This is a genomic window from Zhongshania aliphaticivorans (assembly GCF_001586255.1).
Taxonomy (GTDB): Bacteria; Pseudomonadota; Gammaproteobacteria; order Pseudomonadales; family Spongiibacteraceae; genus Spongiibacter; species Spongiibacter aliphaticivorans.
This window is the reverse complement of record NZ_CP014544.1, coordinates 4,139,693-4,156,341: the sequence shown is the minus strand read 5'-3', so window position 1 is coordinate 4,156,341 and position 16,649 is coordinate 4,139,693. Positions and strand designations below refer to the sequence as shown.

At 47.7% G+C, this 16,649-nt stretch carries 17 protein-coding genes; 10 read left to right on the top strand and 7 right to left on the bottom strand.

Going from position 1 to position 16,649, the window contains the following annotated elements; translation table 11 throughout:
* Positions 1-289: 289 nt before the first annotated feature.
* On the top strand, positions 290-1,954 hold the full coding sequence (locus AZF00_RS18595; protein WP_062384746.1) for an MFS transporter: 1,665 nt from the start codon (positions 290-292) through the stop codon (positions 1,952-1,954).
* Between the two features lie 83 nt (positions 1,955-2,037).
* Here AZF00_RS18595 and AZF00_RS18590 read toward each other — a convergent pair whose 3' ends face one another.
* A complete protein-coding gene (locus AZF00_RS18590; protein WP_062384743.1) occupies positions 2,038-2,634 on the bottom strand; it encodes a hypothetical protein in 597 nt (198 codons plus the stop codon).
* 227 nt (positions 2,635-2,861) lie between these two features.
* On the opposite strand from AZF00_RS18590, the gene groES reads away from it, so the two are divergent.
* From groES to AZF00_RS18570, 4 genes are all read left to right on the top strand, one after another.
* Positions 2,862-3,176, top strand: a complete 315-nt coding sequence (gene groES / locus AZF00_RS18585) for a co-chaperone GroES (protein ID WP_008253064.1) — start codon at positions 2,862-2,864, stop codon at positions 3,174-3,176.
* Positions 3,173-4,807, top strand: a complete 1,635-nt coding sequence (gene groL / locus AZF00_RS18580; protein ID WP_062384740.1) for a chaperonin GroEL — start codon at positions 3,173-3,175, stop codon at positions 4,805-4,807. Before groES ends, groL begins: the two co-directional genes overlap by 4 nt.
* 152 nt (positions 4,808-4,959) lie before the next feature.
* Positions 4,960-5,862: a DMT family transporter gene (locus AZF00_RS18575; RefSeq protein ID WP_062384737.1), complete on the top strand. Its 903-nt coding sequence runs from the start codon at positions 4,960-4,962 to the stop codon at positions 5,860-5,862.
* 100 nt (positions 5,863-5,962) lie between these two features.
* Positions 5,963-6,217, top strand: a complete 255-nt coding sequence (locus tag AZF00_RS18570) for a YkgJ family cysteine cluster protein (protein WP_226968312.1) — start codon at positions 5,963-5,965, stop codon at positions 6,215-6,217.
* A gap of 6 nt (positions 6,218-6,223) precedes the next feature.
* Here AZF00_RS18570 and AZF00_RS18565 read toward each other — a convergent pair whose 3' ends face one another.
* The 4 genes from AZF00_RS18565 to AZF00_RS18550 all read right to left on the bottom strand — a co-directional run bounded on the left by AZF00_RS18565 (position 6,224) and on the right by AZF00_RS18550 (position 9,173).
* On the bottom strand, positions 6,224-6,838 hold the full coding sequence (locus tag AZF00_RS18565) for a TPM domain-containing protein (protein ID WP_062384732.1): 615 nt from the start codon (positions 6,836-6,838) through the stop codon (positions 6,224-6,226).
* Between the two features lie 55 nt (positions 6,839-6,893).
* Positions 6,894-7,634, bottom strand: a complete 741-nt coding sequence (locus AZF00_RS18560; protein WP_062384728.1) for a TPM domain-containing protein — start codon at positions 7,632-7,634, stop codon at positions 6,894-6,896.
* Complete coding sequence (locus tag AZF00_RS18555; protein ID WP_062384726.1) at positions 7,634-8,248, bottom strand: LemA family protein; 615 nt, start codon at positions 8,246-8,248, stop codon at positions 7,634-7,636. Before AZF00_RS18555 ends, AZF00_RS18560 begins: the two co-directional genes overlap by 1 nt.
* A gap of 94 nt (positions 8,249-8,342) precedes the next feature.
* Positions 8,343-9,173, bottom strand: a complete 831-nt coding sequence (locus AZF00_RS18550; RefSeq protein WP_062384724.1) for an ATP-grasp domain-containing protein — start codon at positions 9,171-9,173, stop codon at positions 8,343-8,345.
* Positions 9,174-9,957: 784 nt separating this feature from the next.
* On the opposite strand from AZF00_RS18550, the gene AZF00_RS18545 reads away from it, so the two are divergent.
* From AZF00_RS18545 to AZF00_RS18520, 5 genes are all read left to right on the top strand, one after another.
* Positions 9,958-10,902 (top strand): SDH family Clp fold serine proteinase, encoded by a 945-nt coding sequence (locus AZF00_RS18545; RefSeq protein WP_062384722.1) that lies wholly within the window; start codon positions 9,958-9,960, stop codon positions 10,900-10,902.
* Between the two features lie 87 nt (positions 10,903-10,989).
* Positions 10,990-11,703 carry a PDDEXK family nuclease gene (locus AZF00_RS18540; protein ID WP_156474881.1) on the top strand — a complete coding sequence of 238 codons (714 nt, stop codon included), beginning with the start codon at positions 10,990-10,992 and terminating at the stop codon, positions 11,701-11,703.
* A 190-nt stretch (positions 11,704-11,893) separates the two neighbouring features.
* Positions 11,894-12,409, top strand: a complete 516-nt coding sequence (locus tag AZF00_RS18535) for a DUF6988 family protein (RefSeq protein ID WP_197465695.1) — start codon at positions 11,894-11,896, stop codon at positions 12,407-12,409.
* Positions 12,410-12,710: 301 nt separating this feature from the next.
* Positions 12,711-13,154, top strand: coding sequence for a transposase (locus tag AZF00_RS18525; protein ID WP_062384715.1), 444 nt, complete (start codon positions 12,711-12,713; stop codon positions 13,152-13,154).
* Between the two features lie 58 nt (positions 13,155-13,212).
* Positions 13,213-14,199 carry a HupE/UreJ family protein gene (locus AZF00_RS18520; protein ID WP_062384712.1) on the top strand — a complete coding sequence of 329 codons (987 nt, stop codon included), beginning with the start codon at positions 13,213-13,215 and terminating at the stop codon, positions 14,197-14,199.
* A gap of 115 nt (positions 14,200-14,314) precedes the next feature.
* Here AZF00_RS18520 and AZF00_RS18515 read toward each other — a convergent pair whose 3' ends face one another.
* Both AZF00_RS18515 and AZF00_RS18510 read right to left on the bottom strand, forming a co-directional pair.
* On the bottom strand, positions 14,315-15,727 hold the full coding sequence (locus AZF00_RS18515) for a DUF1254 domain-containing protein (RefSeq protein ID WP_082793699.1): 1,413 nt from the start codon (positions 15,725-15,727) through the stop codon (positions 14,315-14,317).
* A gap of 60 nt (positions 15,728-15,787) precedes the next feature.
* Entirely contained in the window at positions 15,788-16,615 is an 828-nt protein-coding gene (locus AZF00_RS18510; protein ID WP_062384707.1) for an SDR family NAD(P)-dependent oxidoreductase, read from the bottom strand.
* Between the last annotated feature and the right edge of the window lie 34 nt (positions 16,616-16,649).

Sequence of the window (16,649 nt, the reverse complement as noted above, 5' to 3'; positions counted from 1 at the left end):
CGGTTAGCGGTTTTTATGGTCATTTATACTTCATTAGCATGCTCTCTATAGACCCGTGTTGGCACCAAACCAAAGGTTGGTTGTAATGAAAGCTGTGTCACAGCCCTAGGACTTATCAGTGTTTTATTAATACATGGTAAATTTCTGCATTGTCGTGCGAGAACCTTGTATTTAATTCGTGTTTACCGACGCTTTTTGGCATAGCTTTGGCGTATGATATTGAATTGCCAAATTACGGTTTATAAGGCACTACGCTAGAAAAAATTAAAGGTAGCGGATGGGGGCGGCAATGGCTGAGGCATCAGACAACAATAAGAATCACGGCATTGGTACATTTTCGCCCCTTAAGCATGCGTCTTTTCGTAATATGTGGGTCAGTAATACCGTAACCAACGCCGGTGGCCTTATTCAAAGTGTTGCCGCCGCTTGGATTATGACCAGTATTTCAACCGCAGATCATGTAGCCTTGGTGCAGTCGGCGACCTTTTTACCTATGGCGTTGTTTGCGTTACCGGCGGGCGCTATTGCCGATATTTACGATCGACGCAAGGTTCAAATGTTATTCTTTTTTCTGTCCTTGCTCGCGGCAGTTATTATGACACTTGTGTCTTTATTTGGATTAATCACCCCGTGGGTTTTGTTGGGTTTGTGCTTTTTGGTGGGCACAGGCACAGCCTTGGCAGCACCCGCGCGCGGGGCGTCAATTGCCGAGCAAGTGCCTAAAGTACTTCTTTCACAAGCCGTTGCATTAAACAATATTAGTTTTAATATCGCTCGTAGTGTCGGTCCCGCCATTGGTGGTCTAATCGTTGTCGCCTTTGGTGTCACGGCGGCATTTGCTATTAATGCAATCTCGTTTTTGCCGATGCTTGAATCGCTACGGCGTTGGAAACGAGTACCCGAAACTTCGCGCTTGCCCCCCGAAAAATTGTTGCGATCAATTAACTCCGGGGTGCGTTATGTATTAAACATGCAGCCAGTACGTCGCGCTGTTGGTCGTGCATTTATTCTTTGTTTGCTTGGCGCGGCACTTCCAGCATTAATGCCGCTTATTGCCCGCGATCTATTGGTAGGTAACGCAAGTACTTTTGGCTTATTGCTGGGTGCTTTCGGTATTGGTGCCGTGTGTGGAATTTTTGTATTGCACCCTATGCGGACTAAAATTGGGAATGAGAACACCTTGCGTGTGTGTTGTTTGGCCATTGCAGCAAGTCTTGTTGCGTTGGCTTATAGCCGAAGTTTGGTGCTCGACTTAATGATTTTACTATTCGCCGGTATGGCCTGGATGATGGTTACAACAACCATTAGCGTTTTAGTTCAACTGTTTGTACCGCGCTGGGTTATGGGGCGTGCTATTGCGACTTGTAATGCATCATTAACGTTAGGGGTAGTTATTGGATCCTGGTTGTGGGGTATTGTCGCCAGAGATTATGGTCTGGTGTTGGCCTTTGAGGCGGCAGCAGTAGGCTTAACCTTGTCTTTAATACTAGGTTATTTTTTACCGGTTGCCGACCGCTCAGAATCGACTGAGCTGGATGAACAGCTACACGAAGACCCCGATGTAAAGTTAGGAATTAGTGGCCGCAGTGGGCCGGTAAGTATCGAACTTCATTACCGGATTCCAGAAGATAAAGCGCGTGATTTTTATCACTTAATGCGTCAGCAGCAAAAAGTACGAACCCGCAATGGTGCCTACGCTTGGTCAATATCTCGCGATATTGCAGACCCGGAACATTGGTCGGAACGTTTTAGTTGCCCGACCTGGCACGATTACTTGCGGCTGCGTATCCGTCGTACAATCGAAGATAGCGAACTCCACCGGCAGGCGACTACAATGCATATGGGTATTGAGCCAATCAAAGTGTTGCGGTGGTTAGACCGCCCTGCGGGCTCCGTTCGCTGGCGTGATGATGCGCCAGATCGTGGTGATGAAGGTTTACATATACAGGGATAGCGAGGCAGCCGGTTAATACCGGTAATTTAAAGTGCTCAGGCCTGCCACTAGATTGGATGCTATTTCCTCAAAAACATATGCTGCTAATGTAAAGCTTGGGTATCTGATATCGTGATCCCCAGCGCTCGCAACTGCGCCGCAATTCTGGGCTCCCGATGTTTTTGCCAGCGCTGATACAGCGTTAACACATCGCCGTCATCAAAGGCGGTTTGCTTTTCACAGGCTTGTGCAATCAACTCAAGTATTCGCGTAAAGCGTGTTGCTAGCTCCGCGAAGATGTGGCGATGTTGTAATTCTGTTTCAGAAAGATAGCTATACGCGCCGCCACCCATGCCCACAAAATAGTCTTTCTTTAGCCCTCGGCGCTGGTAGTTTTCCGGAAACAAGGCGCCGATAAACAGCGCCATATCGCCGAGCTGTCTAAGGATTAAACCGCGCTCGCGGACATTATTAGTCTCGTGGGCATCTTTATAAAGTAAGGCCAGGGGGCGTATATCAATGCGGCCGTCTTCGTAGCTAAACAACTGATCGCTGTCACCAAAGCGCGCCAACATATCGCCTATATACCAGAGCGTGTCATCTTGTGGGGGCGTCGACTGCCGTCGGCCAAGCTCCTGTAGCCTAAGATGAAAATAATCTGCCAGTTTGTGATTTAGGGATACGCTTGGGCCGTTTGCCATGCTTTTCTCCACATCTGCGACACTTGTCTCAAGCTATATAAGCAAAAAAACAAATTATAAAAAACCACTTAATTTAGAAAAAAAAGATATAAAAAAACGTACTTGAAAAATGCCGTTGGGATCCCATTTTGAAAATCAGAAGGAGTGGCCAATCAACAGCCCCTTCCTTCATTCCCTATTGGGAAATGGAAAATACGCTTGTCATTTTTTTGTTGGAGGACTAACTCATGAGTATCAAGCCTCTTTATGATCGGGTACTCGTAAAACGGCTCGCCGCAGAAACCAAGAGCAAAGGCGGTATCGTTATTCCAGATAAGTCAGCAGAAAAACCCACCCAGGGCGAAGTGGTTGCGGTAGGGGCCGGCGCTTTATTGGAGAATGGCCAGCAGCGGCCGTTGGCGGTCAAGGTTGGCGACCGGATACTGTTTGGCCAGTACGCCGGAAGCGAGGTAAAAATCGACGGAGAGACCTATCTGATCATCAAAGAAAATGAAATCTTTGCCGTTGTTGAACAAGCAGAAATACAGGAGAAAGCAGCATGAGTGCGAAAGTCGTTAAATTCTCAGACGATGCCCGTGAGCGCATGTTGAATGGCGTGAATATTCTCGCCGATGCGGTAAAAGTCACCCTCGGCCCCAAAGGCCGCAACGTTGTACTCGACAAGAGTTTTGGCGCACCGCGCATCACCAAAGACGGCGTTTCGGTCGCCAAAGAAATTGAGCTGCAAGACAAGTTCGAAAACATGGGCGCGCAAATGGTGAAGGAAGTCGCGTCGAAAACCGCCGATGTTGCCGGTGACGGTACAACGACGGCCACCGTACTTGCGCAAGCGATCCTGCGGGAAGGCCACAAAGCCATTGCCGCCGGTATGAATCCTATGGATTTAAAACGCGGCATTGACGCGGCCGTGGCCGACGCCACTAGCGAGCTTAGCAAAATGTCTAAGCCCTGTAATGACAACAAAGCCATTGGCCAAGTTGCCACCGTGTCGGCTAACTGGAATACCGACATTGGTGAAATTCTCGCCCAGGCCATGGACAAAGTTGGTCGCGACGGGGTGGTAACTGTTGAGGAAGGCAAATCACTCCAAAACGAACTGGAAGTGGTTGAGGGTATGCAGTTTGACCGTGGCTACCTGTCGCCTTATTTCATCACCAACCAAGAGAAAATGCAGGTCGAACTCGACAACCCCTATCTGTTGTTGGTGGACAAAAAAATCAGCAATATCCGCGAGCTGCTGCCAACCCTCGAAGCCGTGGCAAAGGCGGGCCGTCCGCTCCTGCTGATCGCCGAGGATATCGAGGGCGAGGCACTGGCGACACTGGTGGTAAACAACTTGCGGGGTATTCTCAAAGTGGCGGCCGTTAAGGCGCCGGGCTTTGGTGACCGTCGCAAAGCGATGCTGCAAGATATCGCCATTTTAACGGGCGCAACCGTGATCGCAGAGGAAGTAGGCCTCGACCTTGAACACGTTAGCCTAGAGCAATTGGGCAGCGCTAAGCGGGTGGTGATTGATAAAGACAATACCACCGTGGTCGACGGTTACGGCAAGCGCGGCGATATCGACGCGCGGGTCGCGCAAATCCGCGCTGAAATCGAAAATTCCAGCTCCGATTACGACCGCGAGAAACTCCAAGAGCGCGTCGCAAAATTGGCTGGCGGTGTTGCGGTAATCAAGGTTGGCGCGGCGACCGAAGTTGAAATGAAGGAGAAGAAGGACCTTGTCGATGACGCCTTTCACGCCACTCGCGCGGCGGTGGAAGAGGGCATTGTGCCCGGTGGCGGTGTTAGTCTGGTAAGAGTCGCTGACGTCTTGCGCAAGGCGGGCGTGAAGGCCGCCAACGTAGATCAGCAGGTGGGCGTGAAAATCGCCTTACGGGCGATGGAAGAACCCTTCCGGCAGATCGTCAACAACGCCGGTGTCGAGGCCAGTGTGGTGTTAGACAAGATCCGCGCCCACGACAGCGCCGCTTTCGGCTATAACGCCCAAAACGGGGATTACGGCGATATGTTGGAGTTCGGCATTATTGACCCCACCAAGGTCACCCGCACGGCATTGCAAAACGCGGCGTCGATTGCGGGCTTAATGCTCACTACCGATGCCATGATTGCAGACAAGCCCGCCGACAAAAAAGACGGCGCTGCGCATCCGCAAATGCCTGACTTCGGCTAAGCCGCTGCACAGGGGGCGAAAGCCCCCTGTGTTCTCACCTATTTCAGTACCACCATATTGCCCGAGCTGAACATTGCAATAAGCTCCGTAAAGTAATTGCACGGTCTTGCTGTTAAACTGGCTCGCCTTAATCAAGGCAAGTTTGGCAGGCAATGAAAACGCTGTTCCGCAATCCCTTCATTCTTTTAATCGTGGTTGCCCTGCTTTGGGGTGGCAATGCCGTTGCCGGTAAATTGGCGGTTGGCCATGTGTCGCCAATGTTACTCACGTCGTTGCGCTGGCTTTTTGCCTGTGTATTTATTGTACCTTTTGCATGGCAAGACGCGGTGCGAGAGTGGTCGCTGATTCGCCAACATTGGCTCACTTTATTTTTGTACGGCGTCTTGGGGTTTACCACATTCAATGCGCTGTTTTATTGGGCATTAAACTACACCAGTGCCATCAATGTGACCATTGAACAGTCGGCCATGCCGCTGATTGTGTTTTTGGGCAATTTCCTCCTGTTTGGTTTGCGGCCGGTAAAACTGCAAATGCTGGGCTTTAGCTTGACCCTGTTGGGCGTATTAATCACCGTCGCCCACGGCGATTTAGGCAGCTTATTAAGTTTGGATTTGAATCGCGGTGACGCCTTAATGCTACTAGCAACCTTATTATATGGCGGCTATACCGTTGCCCTCCGATTTAGACCGCCACTGCATTGGCGCAGCATGATTATGGTGTTAGCATTTTTTGCATTTATCTCGTCACTGCCGTTTAGCGGCTACGAATATTGGGCTGGTTACGCGGTAATGCCTGACGCTCGCGGCTTTGGCGTGGTCTTATATATTGCGATATTCCCTTCGCTTATTGCCCAGTCTTTGTATATGCGCGGAGTAGACTTAATCGGTGGCAATCGCGCCAATTTATTTATCAATTTGGTACCGGTGTTTGGTTCGATAATGGCCGTTGTCATACTGGCCGAAGAGTTTAAAACCTATCATTTTCTTGCTTTATGTATGGTGGTGGGTGGTATTTTACTTGCTGAGCAGGGCGTTAAAAAATCCATTGCGAGCTAATAAATTTTTAACCTAGCCTAAGAGGCCATGTATCAAAGAGCGTACCGAATATTTTTCCGCAGAACAGCCTATTGCCACTGACGCAGGTGCAGAGCAGGCGGTGAGCTGTTCGACCTGCAAAGCCTCGTGCTGCCGTTTAGAAGTGATGCTCATAACCGAAACCGGTGTGCCGGAGCGCTATATTCAGCGCGACGAATGGGGCGGGGAAGTGATGGCGCGCTTGAGTGATGGCTGGTGTGCAGCATTGGATCGTCACACCATGCGGTGCACTATCTATGAAAACCGGCCCTTTATCTGTCGGGAATTTGCGACCGGTTCCTATGAGTGTTTAAACGAGCGCGAAGTGATTAATTAACAGGTGTTATAGAATTACCAAATGGTTAGGCAGTTCATTTTTCGCAGTGGTGGCGGGAAGTTGGCGCTGCAATTCCACACCGCAGGCGTCAATACATTCCACAAAACCCTTAGCGACATTGCCCCGCCGAACTTGCTCGGTAAATTGCGCAACAATACCCTGCCAATAGGCATCGGGTATTCTTGCCGATATACCGCGATCTACTAAAATCTCAACGTAACGCTCAGCTTCAGAAACAAAAATTAACATGCCGGTTTCACCTGTGGTGTGGTGAAGGTTTTGTTCCAGAAATTGCCGCCGTGCCAAATTACTTGCCCGCCAGTGACGAACTTGGCGAGGCACAAGGCGGCTTTGCAGGGCCGGTATTTGAAACAATAGTGCAAGGCCGATAAATAAAGCCCACTGGCTTAGTATGAGTTGGTGGGGATTAAGCCACTCGGGGTAATAGTTCACCGCGCCCGGCAGCAGCAAAGCCAATAGGCTAGCCCACAGCAGGGGTATATAGCGGTAATCGTCTGCTTGCCGAGCCAAAACGGTGACGAGTTCGGCATCTGTTTTGTTTTCGACACGTTGTATTGCGTCAATCAGTAACTGCTGTTCTTGGGTATTTATCAGCGACATAAAGTATTCCGTATTAAGGTATCGAGGTTTAGTGCATTACATTGATTAGGGATTGCTACCAGCCTCCCGATGCACCGCCGCCGCCAAAACCGCCGCCACCTCCGCCGAAGCCGCCACCACCAAAACCACCGCCGCCAAAGCCACCACCGTGGCGACTACCTAATGCGGCACCGAGCAAGGCGCCACCCAAGAATCCGCGCCCACCTCGGCCACCGCTCATCATCAAAAATATAATAATCAGCAGTAATAGCCCACCGAGTTTTGGTGGCGACTTTTTATTGGCTTGTTGGGTTTTAGGAATCGCGGCGGGCTTGCCGTCGATGATCAGCACCATGGCCTCAACGGCGGCCTTTACGCCGCCGTCAAAATCGCTAGATTTAAAGGCGGGGGTTAAAATTTGCTGAATAATTTGCGCGCTGCGGGCGTCGGTCAACAAGCCTTCTAAGCCATAACCAACTTCAATCCGCATCTTGCGTTCTTTCATCGCAATAATCAGCAGCGCGCCATTATTGGCATCTTTTTGACCAATGCCCCAATGCCGACCCAACTGAAAGCCGTAGTCGCTAATTTCATAACCCTGTAAGTCGGGCAGGGTTACCACCACTATTTGATTGTCGGTGCGTTGCTCCTGCGCCGCCAACTGTCGATTCAGATCTTGCTCGGTGGCGGCAGACAGCAGCTTGGCATTGTCGACCACCCTGCCGCTAAGCTTGGGAAATTCCGGCTCGGCGGCGAGGGCAGACAGGCTGAACAGCAGGCTGCATACGATTAATAAAGGCGTTAGGAATAAGCGCATTAAAAGTTAACCTGGGGCGCTTCTTCCGCCTTTGGTGCAGTGGCTTTAAAGGTTTCGCGCTCTTTTAGCTCGCTATACATCATGCTGTGCCAGATCTTGCCAGGAAAGGTGCGAATCTCGGTGTTATAACGACCTACCGCCAGAATAAAGTCGCGGCGGGCAACGCTAATGCGATTCTCGGTGCCTTCCAGCTGAGATTGCAGCGCCAAAAAGTTCTGGTTGGATTTTAAATCTGGGTAGCGCTCCTGAACCATCATCAAGCGGCTTAGCGCGCCGCTGAGTTTGGCCTGGGCCGCCTCAAACTGCTGCAGTTTCTCGGGGTTATCTAAAATGCTGGCATCAACCTGCATCGAGGTTGCTTTTGCTCTGGCCTCAACCACCGCAGTTAGGGTTTCTTGCTCCTGCGCGGCAAAGCCCTTCACGGTGGCCACTAAATTGGGGATAAGATCGGCGCGGCGCTGATACTGGTTTTCTACCTGCGCCCAAGCGGCTTTGGCTTCTTCGTCCAAACGGGGAATATTGTTAATACCACAGCCGCTCAGCAGTAGGCTGGCCAAAAGCAAAATAAACAGGGTATGACTGCGACGGACAAAGGACGATGTAGCTGCTTGCATGATTCAGGCCTCAAGGAACGAACAAGCCCTCATGGTAACACTGTCGACGCACACCTGCAGAGAGGCGCATTTGCTCAGTTCTGCAGCGAGTGTATTACGCCACGCTGCGCAAACGCTTTCGGCCGCTGGCTGGCGCTTTGGGGAAGTTCGGCCCCGTTGGCTCCTGCTTGCGCAGTAAATAATCGATGATCGCTTCCCGAATCTTTTGCTCGCCACCCTCAATGCCCTGATTGCCAAACAGGCGATTAAACTCAAACACATAGGGGTGGTCGCCGACCATGGCAATATCAAAACCGGCGTGGTCAATGTCCAGCGTTTGCGCTAAGTGCAGCGCCAAATTCACCGCCTGCGCGGGCACTGCGCTTTGTTCAATCACTCCGCCTTTGGCGACATTATTGTAAAACCCTTGGTCAGATTGCAGTCGCCAGTAAGCGCTCACTACCGTATCGCCAATAATTACCACGCGAATGTCACGGTTAATGGGCAAGTATTCCTGCACATACAAAACATCGGTTTTTTCCAAATACGCGCGCCAGTCGGCCCGGTCTTTTATCAACCAAACGCCACTGCCCTGAGACGCTTTGGGAAGCTTGGCAACAAAGGGGTGCAGCATAAGCTCCCACAATTCCTCCGCGTTACTGGGGGTGTTGGCCCGAATCTCGGTGTGGGGGGTATTCGCTGGCGCGACCATCTCAAAGGCGCGAGTCATCTCAATTTTATTGTGGCCTAGCAGGTAGCTGGCTTGGCTGGGGAACACCCGCGCTTTAAGGCCATAGATCAAGGCATTGAGCTGCCAATACTCAGGGTATAAAACCCAATCGGCGGAACTGATCTCGTCGCGGTGCTTAAAAATTTGCTCGGGTTTTAACTGCTTAGTGTCGCTAAAGCCAAGGGTGCGGAAAATATCGAATGAAATCCAAGCCATGATTGACTACAGAAAATTGAGGAGCGCCTTTATACGGTCTAAATGGAAATTCGACAATATGCACAGAGTGGCATTTATTGGCTTTGGCGCAGACGGTGGCCCAAAAACCATTGTGCGAGTCACACATCGCCAGCCAGCGATGTAAGTGCCGTAAATCTGAGCGTCACCTACCGTCACTCTGAACGTCGCACATCGTCTTCTGAATCCCACCTACCGTCATTCTGAACTTGATTCAGAATCCACATACCACCGAGGTAATTCATATCCCCCTCACTAGATGCCGGATCAAGTTCGGTAAGACGGCTTTACCTATTTTGGCGTTACCCCACTCGCTCGGTAAATCTCCGCACCCCGTCGCTCTCTCCGCCCCGTCTTTCTGAAACCCACGCACCGTCATTCTGAATTCCTCGTCCCGTCATTCTGAACTTGATTCAGAATCCACATACCACCGAAGTAATTCATATCCCCCCAACCAGGCACTGGATCAAGCCCGCTATTAGCGACTCGCCAGATTGCCGATCCCTCGCAGGCACTCGCTGTACCCACGCATTAACGCATTGAAATTTATAAAAAACGGGATATGATCAGTGGGAAGGAATGTTTGGCAGAGATACAGGGAAGCAATCTTTGTTTGTCGGCACTCGTTAATAGCGAGGTCGCCACCTTATTGAATTTCCTAGAATCTTTTAATCAAAGTTAAAGCCCGCTCCTTGATAAGGGGACCAAGGTGATATTTAGCCTGAGTCGTTATTAAGCGGTTAAATTAAAATTACACGGAGATAATATGGCAGACGAAGAAAATAACGAAGTGGAGCAAGACGAAAAAAAAATCGAAGAAAAGTCTTATGATCTTAGTCTTGTCGCAGATCAGGTCGCAATGTTTCGTGATAAGTTAGAAGAAGATGATATTAAAGACAAAATCACTTCCCATATTAAAAAAATTGTCGAAGACTACGACCTTGATAAATATTGCGTTATTTTACTTTTCGATGAATATAAATCTATAGCCGGCTACCATTCAGACCGTATATATCGCGCAATATCTGATTTAGATAAGAAAAAAGACATTCTGATGTTCGTCGAAAGTGGCGGAGGTCAAATTGAACCTGCTTACCTAATTAGTAAAACGTGTAAACGTTTATCTAAAAAGAAATTTTCTGTTGCTATCGCTCGGCGAGCAAAGTCAGCAGCAACTCTGGTTTCGTTGGGTGCCAGTGAAATACATATGGGGCTTCTAAGTGAATTAGGACCTATTGATCCACAATTTGGAGGATTTCCTGCTCTAGGTTTGGCAAATGCTGTAGAAAAGATTGCTCAAATGACCGAGCGATTTCCATCAGCATCTGACATGTTTTCGAAATATCTAACTGACAATGTAAACATTCGAGATCTTGGTTATTTTGAGCGCATCAATGAGTCTGCAACGCAATACGCCATTCGCTTGCTCAATGGCAAGCAGTTACCTGAGGGAAAAACTTGCGAAGGTTTAGCTGATCACTTTACCAATCACTATAAAGACCACAGCTTTGTAATAGATTCTGACGAAGCTACTGAGCTACTCGGTAGTAAGATTATTAAAGTAGGTACTAGCGAGTATCAAGCGGCTAATGAAATATATGAATTCTTAAACTTCGTTGACTTTCTGTTTGGTATTTTTAAACAGAAGAACATCCGATATGTTGGTTCTGTAGATACGGGTTTCGATGCTTTTGAGAAAGACAAAAAATAACCATTTAAAAGGTCAATCAACACGGATAGCTACTGCGTAGCCGCCGACTATCGATGCGCTATGCTTTAAAAGTAATTTCGGATGCCTATGAGTCCGATTGAAACAGTGTACAGAGGTTGTAAGTTTAGGTCGCGCCTAGAAGCTAGATGGGCTGTTTTCTTTGAGAGTCTCAAGCTCAAATGGGATTATGAGCCCGAAGGGTTCACATTAAGTTCCGGCGTCAAATATCTACCTGACTTTTGGCTTCCTCAATTGGACTGTTGGTTTGAAGTGAAAGGCCCAGAACCAACTGATCTCGACCGAAAAAAAGCTTACCAATTAAGCGTCGATTCAAAAAAAATTGTTGTGCTTGCTAGTGGGCAGATTAAGACCACGAAAATGGCTTTTAAAAATTATGAGTGGGAATGGCCTTCGGATGGGTTTCGAATGGAGCTGTTTGCTGGGCAAGCGTGGGAAGTATGGAATGCAAAATCTTTTGATCATGCTTTTTGGAGTTGGACTCTAGAGACTGATTTGCCTCCATTCATATCGGATCAGTTCCCGGATCGAGAAATACCTCAAATAGACAGTGAAGCTCAAAGAAAATTACTGATTGAGCTAGACGAAATATATTATCAAAAAAAATATTCCAAACAGCATCCTCGTTATAGATGGGGCCGGTATCAAGATAACGTCAATTGGGTTATTACTACTAATGATGATGTAAAGTTTGCATCCGAACCAAATGATTCGTTAACTATTATCGCTGATGCCTACAGCGCCGCAAAGAAAGCAAGATTTGAACATGGTGAGTGCGGATGATTAGCATAGCAACCGGTTTAATCCGACATCAACGGGGTTGCTTAACCGGCCGCTATAAAACTAAAAGGGATTCATTATAGACAAGTTACTTGTAAGATCCTCAGAGTTTGAAGACTATGTGTTGCATATTCTCAAGCAGCCTTTTTACGACAATTCTGACAGAATCAGAGTGAGTAAGGTGATGTGCAGTGTGTCTTTAGAGCATGCAGAGAGCTTTAAGATTTTATTGTCATTAAGGAATTTCACTTCAGCTATAGGTTTACTTCGCCTTCAATTTGAGTGTTTGGTACGTGGCATATGGGTTCTTTATGCAGCTTCTGAAACAGAATTGACCAAGCTAACGGCTGAACTAAACGAAGAGAACCAAAAAATAGCCAACAAGCTCCCCATGCTGAGTGAAATGATTAGCCAGCTTGAAAAGAAAGCTCCAAAAAATGCTATTGATCCAATCCTAGAGTTTAAACAATATTCTTGGAAGCCATTAAGTTCCTATGTGCATGGCGGTCTACACGCGATTGACCGCCATAGCAAAGGCTATCCCATCCAAATACTAGAACATGCTCTTAAAGCATCAAATGGTGTAAATGGATTAACTGCTGTGTTTGCATCAATACTAACCGGTCAACCTCAGTTAACCAAAGATGTTTACGAATCATTTGATAAATTTGCAGACTGCTTCCAAGCTAAGAACGAGATCGCTCTATAACAAGGGTAGTCATTGCGACAACTTTTTTCGTTGTGGCTTCACCTCCACTACAAGGCCGCGCATACTAGCGGTGTTCTGAATACAAACAATTAAATACTGAGTATTATAATGACCGAAAAACTAAGCCCCTCTGCTTTAAACGCATTAAAAATTGCGTTTACCTATATGCCAAAAGCCATCGAAGTCACTAATTAAAGGGGTCAAATTAAAGGGGTCAGAGCCCTTTTTTGATCGGCTGGGGTGACTGCGCATTGACGCTTTGCTAGTCTGACTTTGTCGAAGTTGTTTCAGGGAAGAAACGATGCCTAGAAAGCCACGCTATTATTTACCGGACGTACCTGTTCATATAGTTCAGCGAGGTCATTCGCGAGAACCAATATTTTTTGAAGCGCAGGACTATGCGACGTATGCGTATTGGTTAGGTGAAGGGGCTCAAAAGTATGATGTCGCCATACATGCCTTCGTATTTATGACTAACCATATCCATCTGCTCGTTACACCTGAGGATGGAATTCAGATAAGCCGGTTGATGCAATTTATCGGAAGACGTTACGTACCGTATCTCAATCACAAATATGGCCGGAGCGGCTCGGCGTGGGAAGGGCGATACAAAGCTAGTCTAGTTCAGGACGAGGCGTATCTTTTTACGGTGATGCGGTACATAGAGTTAAACCCCGACGATTCGAAGACGTCCGCGAGCAAGTTTCACAAACACTGCGAGAGCAACGTGAAAACGACGCCCTAGAAAAATACATAGCGACATTACGCAAGTACTACGTGATAGCTGGAGACGGCAAATAGTAATGAAATATGTACTGAGTTTATTCTTAATCCTAGTTTGCATGCCGGCCCACTCGCACACTTTGGCGCCATCACTACTAGAAATAAAAGAGCTGACTAATAATATATTTGATGTTCTATGGCGCACGCCATCGAGCAGAGAGTTTCAACGCCCGCAGCCAACACTTCCTCAAAGCTGCGGCACTATTAGCCCACTGAACGATAGGATAACTGGAAGTGCTTTCGAAATAACTTGGCAGATAAGCTGCCCTCAGGGCTTAGACAATCAAGATATTAGCATTGTAGGTTTAACATCGAGTAGGACGGCGGCGCTAATCAAAATCGAGCTTGCCGACAAACGCTCTTACAATCAACTAATACGGCACGATGATCAAACCTTCACCGTTCCCGCCACTGCGAGTACGCTAAAGTCTGTCGTTCAATATTTCCTCCTAGGCATTGAGCATATTCTTATTGGTTTAGACCACCTGCTTTTTGTAACCGGACTGCTATTACTTGCAACGTCATGGCAACAACTTTTGCTAACGGTTAGTGCGTTCACGATAGGTCATAGTGTTACATTAGTATTTGTGAGTCTCGGCATCATCCCCAATATCGCGGTATGGGTCGAACTCGCCATAGCGGCAACCATTCTTTACTTGGCCATTTACCTTAGTTATGGCAAGCGCCATGGCGTTCATACACGTTGGCCACTCATTGTTATCTTCGGCCTAATTCACGGCTTAGGTTTTGCCACCGTATTAAAGGAATTAGGACTTCCACAAACCGATGTCGTTGCAAGCTTAGTGGCATTCAACATTGGCATTGAGGCGGGCCAATTATTATTTGTCGTCGGGCTAGGCGCACTGCTAAAAATCATAAGTATGGCATCCGGTCGAACAGAATGGCTAATGCGCAAAGTCGCAGTCTACACAATGGGAGGAATGGCCGTATTCTGGTGCCTAGATAGAGGCTATGGATTGTGGGTAGGCAGCCAGTATTACTGGTAACTAAATTGCATTGCAAAAGGCTTAGTTAAGCGACAACAGCAGAATATAGCCATTCAAATTCCACCTAAACAGGGGCAGCTTATCGCCCAACCTATAATATTAACTTATTTAGTATTTACTGCTGTTTCTTGACTAAGGGCAGCCTCCACTGGCCCGACAAGGCCGCTGGTTTTGCCCAATACAAACGCGCTGTTAGCGAAAATATTGGAGCATCACCGGAAGGCAGCCAATTTCTTGCCCTCTCTCCGGCAGGCTCATGTCGCTGGATATACAAATCAAGCGAGCCATCGGCATTAAAATAAAGGTCATCGCGATCACCAAGCGCATAACGATTTATTTTATTGTCGACTAAATAGCCCTCTTCGTCATACAGGGTAATTGACCAAAATGCGTTGACTGGTGGTGTTTCGCCAAAATCAAAATGTATAACGTAATCTTCCGATGAGCTCAATTTCTCGCCGTCCGCGTCAGTACGTGCGGTGGGGTACATCGCATCTTCCGGCCGGTTAGCACCCAAACCTACCATCCCGATAAAAGCGCGCAATGCGTAGTCATTGCCGTAGTTACCCAGTTCCATCGGCGGATTTTGCCAGCCAGCCCTCTCAAATACATCTTGACGGGCCTCTTTGAGCTTGTATTTTGCTAACCAAACTCCGGTCGATATGGCCCACTGGTCTAACAATCCCCACGAGTTTGGACTAACTATTTCTCGCTCTAATGTTTTCACCATGACAGTATCTTCCTCAAAGGGAGGATTTTTGTCCATTAATGATATCAAATGCCCCATAAATGCCTTTGCTGACATTTTCTCCAATTGATAAATCGGCTCTTCAGGCATATCTTCCTGATCCCAATTCTTAACTGGTAGCGGTTTTTTACCTGCGCGCCAATCGGCTAAAGACACCAATGACATCGACCTTTGCTGCGTATTAACAATGGGATAATCTTTCTCGCCATTTGTTTGTATTCGGGCGAGAATCCAAGACATATTAGTCGGCAATCTAACTAGCTCTAAGCCATCTGGTGTATCGCCCCGCCACTGCGGTCCAACCAAAAGATAACTTGAGCCATCTTGCGTTCCCTGTCGCGTACCAAAGGTAGCCGGTACATTTGTCCACGCATCTAAAATAGTTAAAAGATAGTAGCGCTTTGATTCCGCTGGTAGACTTAGCACCATTTCCGTATCATTTAAATTTAACCACGCTAAGGAATACAAGGTGTCCAAATTCGGCCTTACGACTCCTCTAAAATCTACCGGCGGAAAACGCTCAATATGAAAAAGTTGGTTTTCCGGCCCCATCTTCTCCACGAAGGCCTGCTTGGTAATATCCATTATTACCAGCGGGTAGCCGAAAACATAGGCGTGCGCTGCAGCTTTAATTTGCTCGCGCTTAATATATGCAATGCTCGCTAGCGAAATAACGGCGGCGATTAAAAGCGCAATAAACAGGGGCACAGAGACCCTAGACTTAGAAATGTGTGATTTCATATTATTTCCATATGTATATATCGTCATACCCATTCTCATACGTTTTCCGCAAACAGAAATTAGAGCTACTTTTGCCGCACTAAAAACCAAAAGCCAGTATTAGCATCTTACTATGCTTGGATCTAAGGTCTTAGCCATTAAACGGCTTAGTATTGCTGAAGAAAAACGTGGGGAAAGGCGCTTTAAAGCATAGGCTATATGGGTCTCCGGACAGACGGGAACGACACCGTGATTTTTTTCAATAGCGCGGACGATGCGAGCCGCAATTTTATCTGGGGTATAATTTCGACGCTGATACATCGCCGAGGTGGTCGCCCTTACCGCAGCCTGCTCCCCGGACGCTACTCTCATATTTTTTGTAATGGCCGTATTCACGATACCGGGGCAAATAACGGTAACGCCAACTCCCGATGTCGAAAACTCAGACCTCAAGGACTCACTCAGCCCTACCACCGCATATTTACTTGCACAATAAGCCGACATTTTGGGGGCGGCGAACAAACCAAGACCAGACGAAATATTGACGATTTGGCCCGAACCACGCTCTAGCATCGCCGGTGCAAAAAAATGACAGCCGTGAATAACGCCCTTCAAATTAATACCAATGATCCACTGCCAATTCAGTAGAGAGCAGTCATTAAAAAAACCTGTTAATCCGACTCCTGCGTTATTAACAACGATATCGGGCACGCCGATATCGCCAATGAGTTTATCTGCACACTGGCGATAAGCGGATTCATCCGCCACATCTAATCTATGGATAAACACGACTGACTCACCAATAAGTGACGCGGTTTCTCCCAGTGAGTCCTCACAGATATCCGTTATCGCCAATCGACATCCGCTCTTTGCCAACACAAGCGCGGTTTCCCTACCAATCCCACTTCCTGCACCGCTAACATATGCAAGTTTGTTGTTCAAATTCATTACCGAACACTCCTTTTGAAATAAGCATCAACTT

Coding starts and splice junctions, on each gene's coding strand:
- AZF00_RS18595 (WP_062384746.1), top strand. CDS start 290: ATGGCTGAGGCATCAGACAACAATAAGAATCACGGCATTGGTACATTT.
- AZF00_RS18590 (WP_062384743.1), bottom strand. CDS start 2,634: ATGGCAAACGGCCCAAGCGTATCCCTAAATCACAAACTGGCAGATTAT.
- groES (WP_008253064.1), top strand. CDS start 2,862: ATGAGTATCAAGCCTCTTTATGATCGGGTACTCGTAAAACGGCTCGCC.
- groL (WP_062384740.1), top strand. CDS start 3,173: ATGAGTGCGAAAGTCGTTAAATTCTCAGACGATGCCCGTGAGCGCATG.
- AZF00_RS18575 (WP_062384737.1), top strand. CDS start 4,960: ATGAAAACGCTGTTCCGCAATCCCTTCATTCTTTTAATCGTGGTTGCC.
- AZF00_RS18565 (WP_062384732.1), bottom strand. CDS start 6,838: ATGTCGCTGATAAATACCCAAGAACAGCAGTTACTGATTGACGCAATA.
- AZF00_RS18560 (WP_062384728.1), bottom strand. CDS start 7,634: ATGCGCTTATTCCTAACGCCTTTATTAATCGTATGCAGCCTGCTGTTC.
- AZF00_RS18555 (WP_062384726.1), bottom strand. CDS start 8,248: ATGCAAGCAGCTACATCGTCCTTTGTCCGTCGCAGTCATACCCTGTTT.
- AZF00_RS18550 (WP_062384724.1), bottom strand. CDS start 9,173: ATGGCTTGGATTTCATTCGATATTTTCCGCACCCTTGGCTTTAGCGAC.
- AZF00_RS18545 (WP_062384722.1), top strand. CDS start 9,958: ATGGCAGACGAAGAAAATAACGAAGTGGAGCAAGACGAAAAAAAAATC.
- AZF00_RS18540 (WP_156474881.1), top strand. CDS start 10,990: ATGAGTCCGATTGAAACAGTGTACAGAGGTTGTAAGTTTAGGTCGCGC.
- AZF00_RS18525 (WP_062384715.1), top strand. CDS start 12,711: ATGCCTAGAAAGCCACGCTATTATTTACCGGACGTACCTGTTCATATA.
- AZF00_RS18520 (WP_062384712.1), top strand. CDS start 13,213: ATGAAATATGTACTGAGTTTATTCTTAATCCTAGTTTGCATGCCGGCC.
- AZF00_RS18515 (WP_082793699.1), bottom strand. CDS start 15,727: ATGAGAATGGGTATGACGATATATACATATGGAAATAATATGAAATCA.
- AZF00_RS18510 (WP_062384707.1), bottom strand. CDS start 16,615: ATGAATTTGAACAACAAACTTGCATATGTTAGCGGTGCAGGAAGTGGG.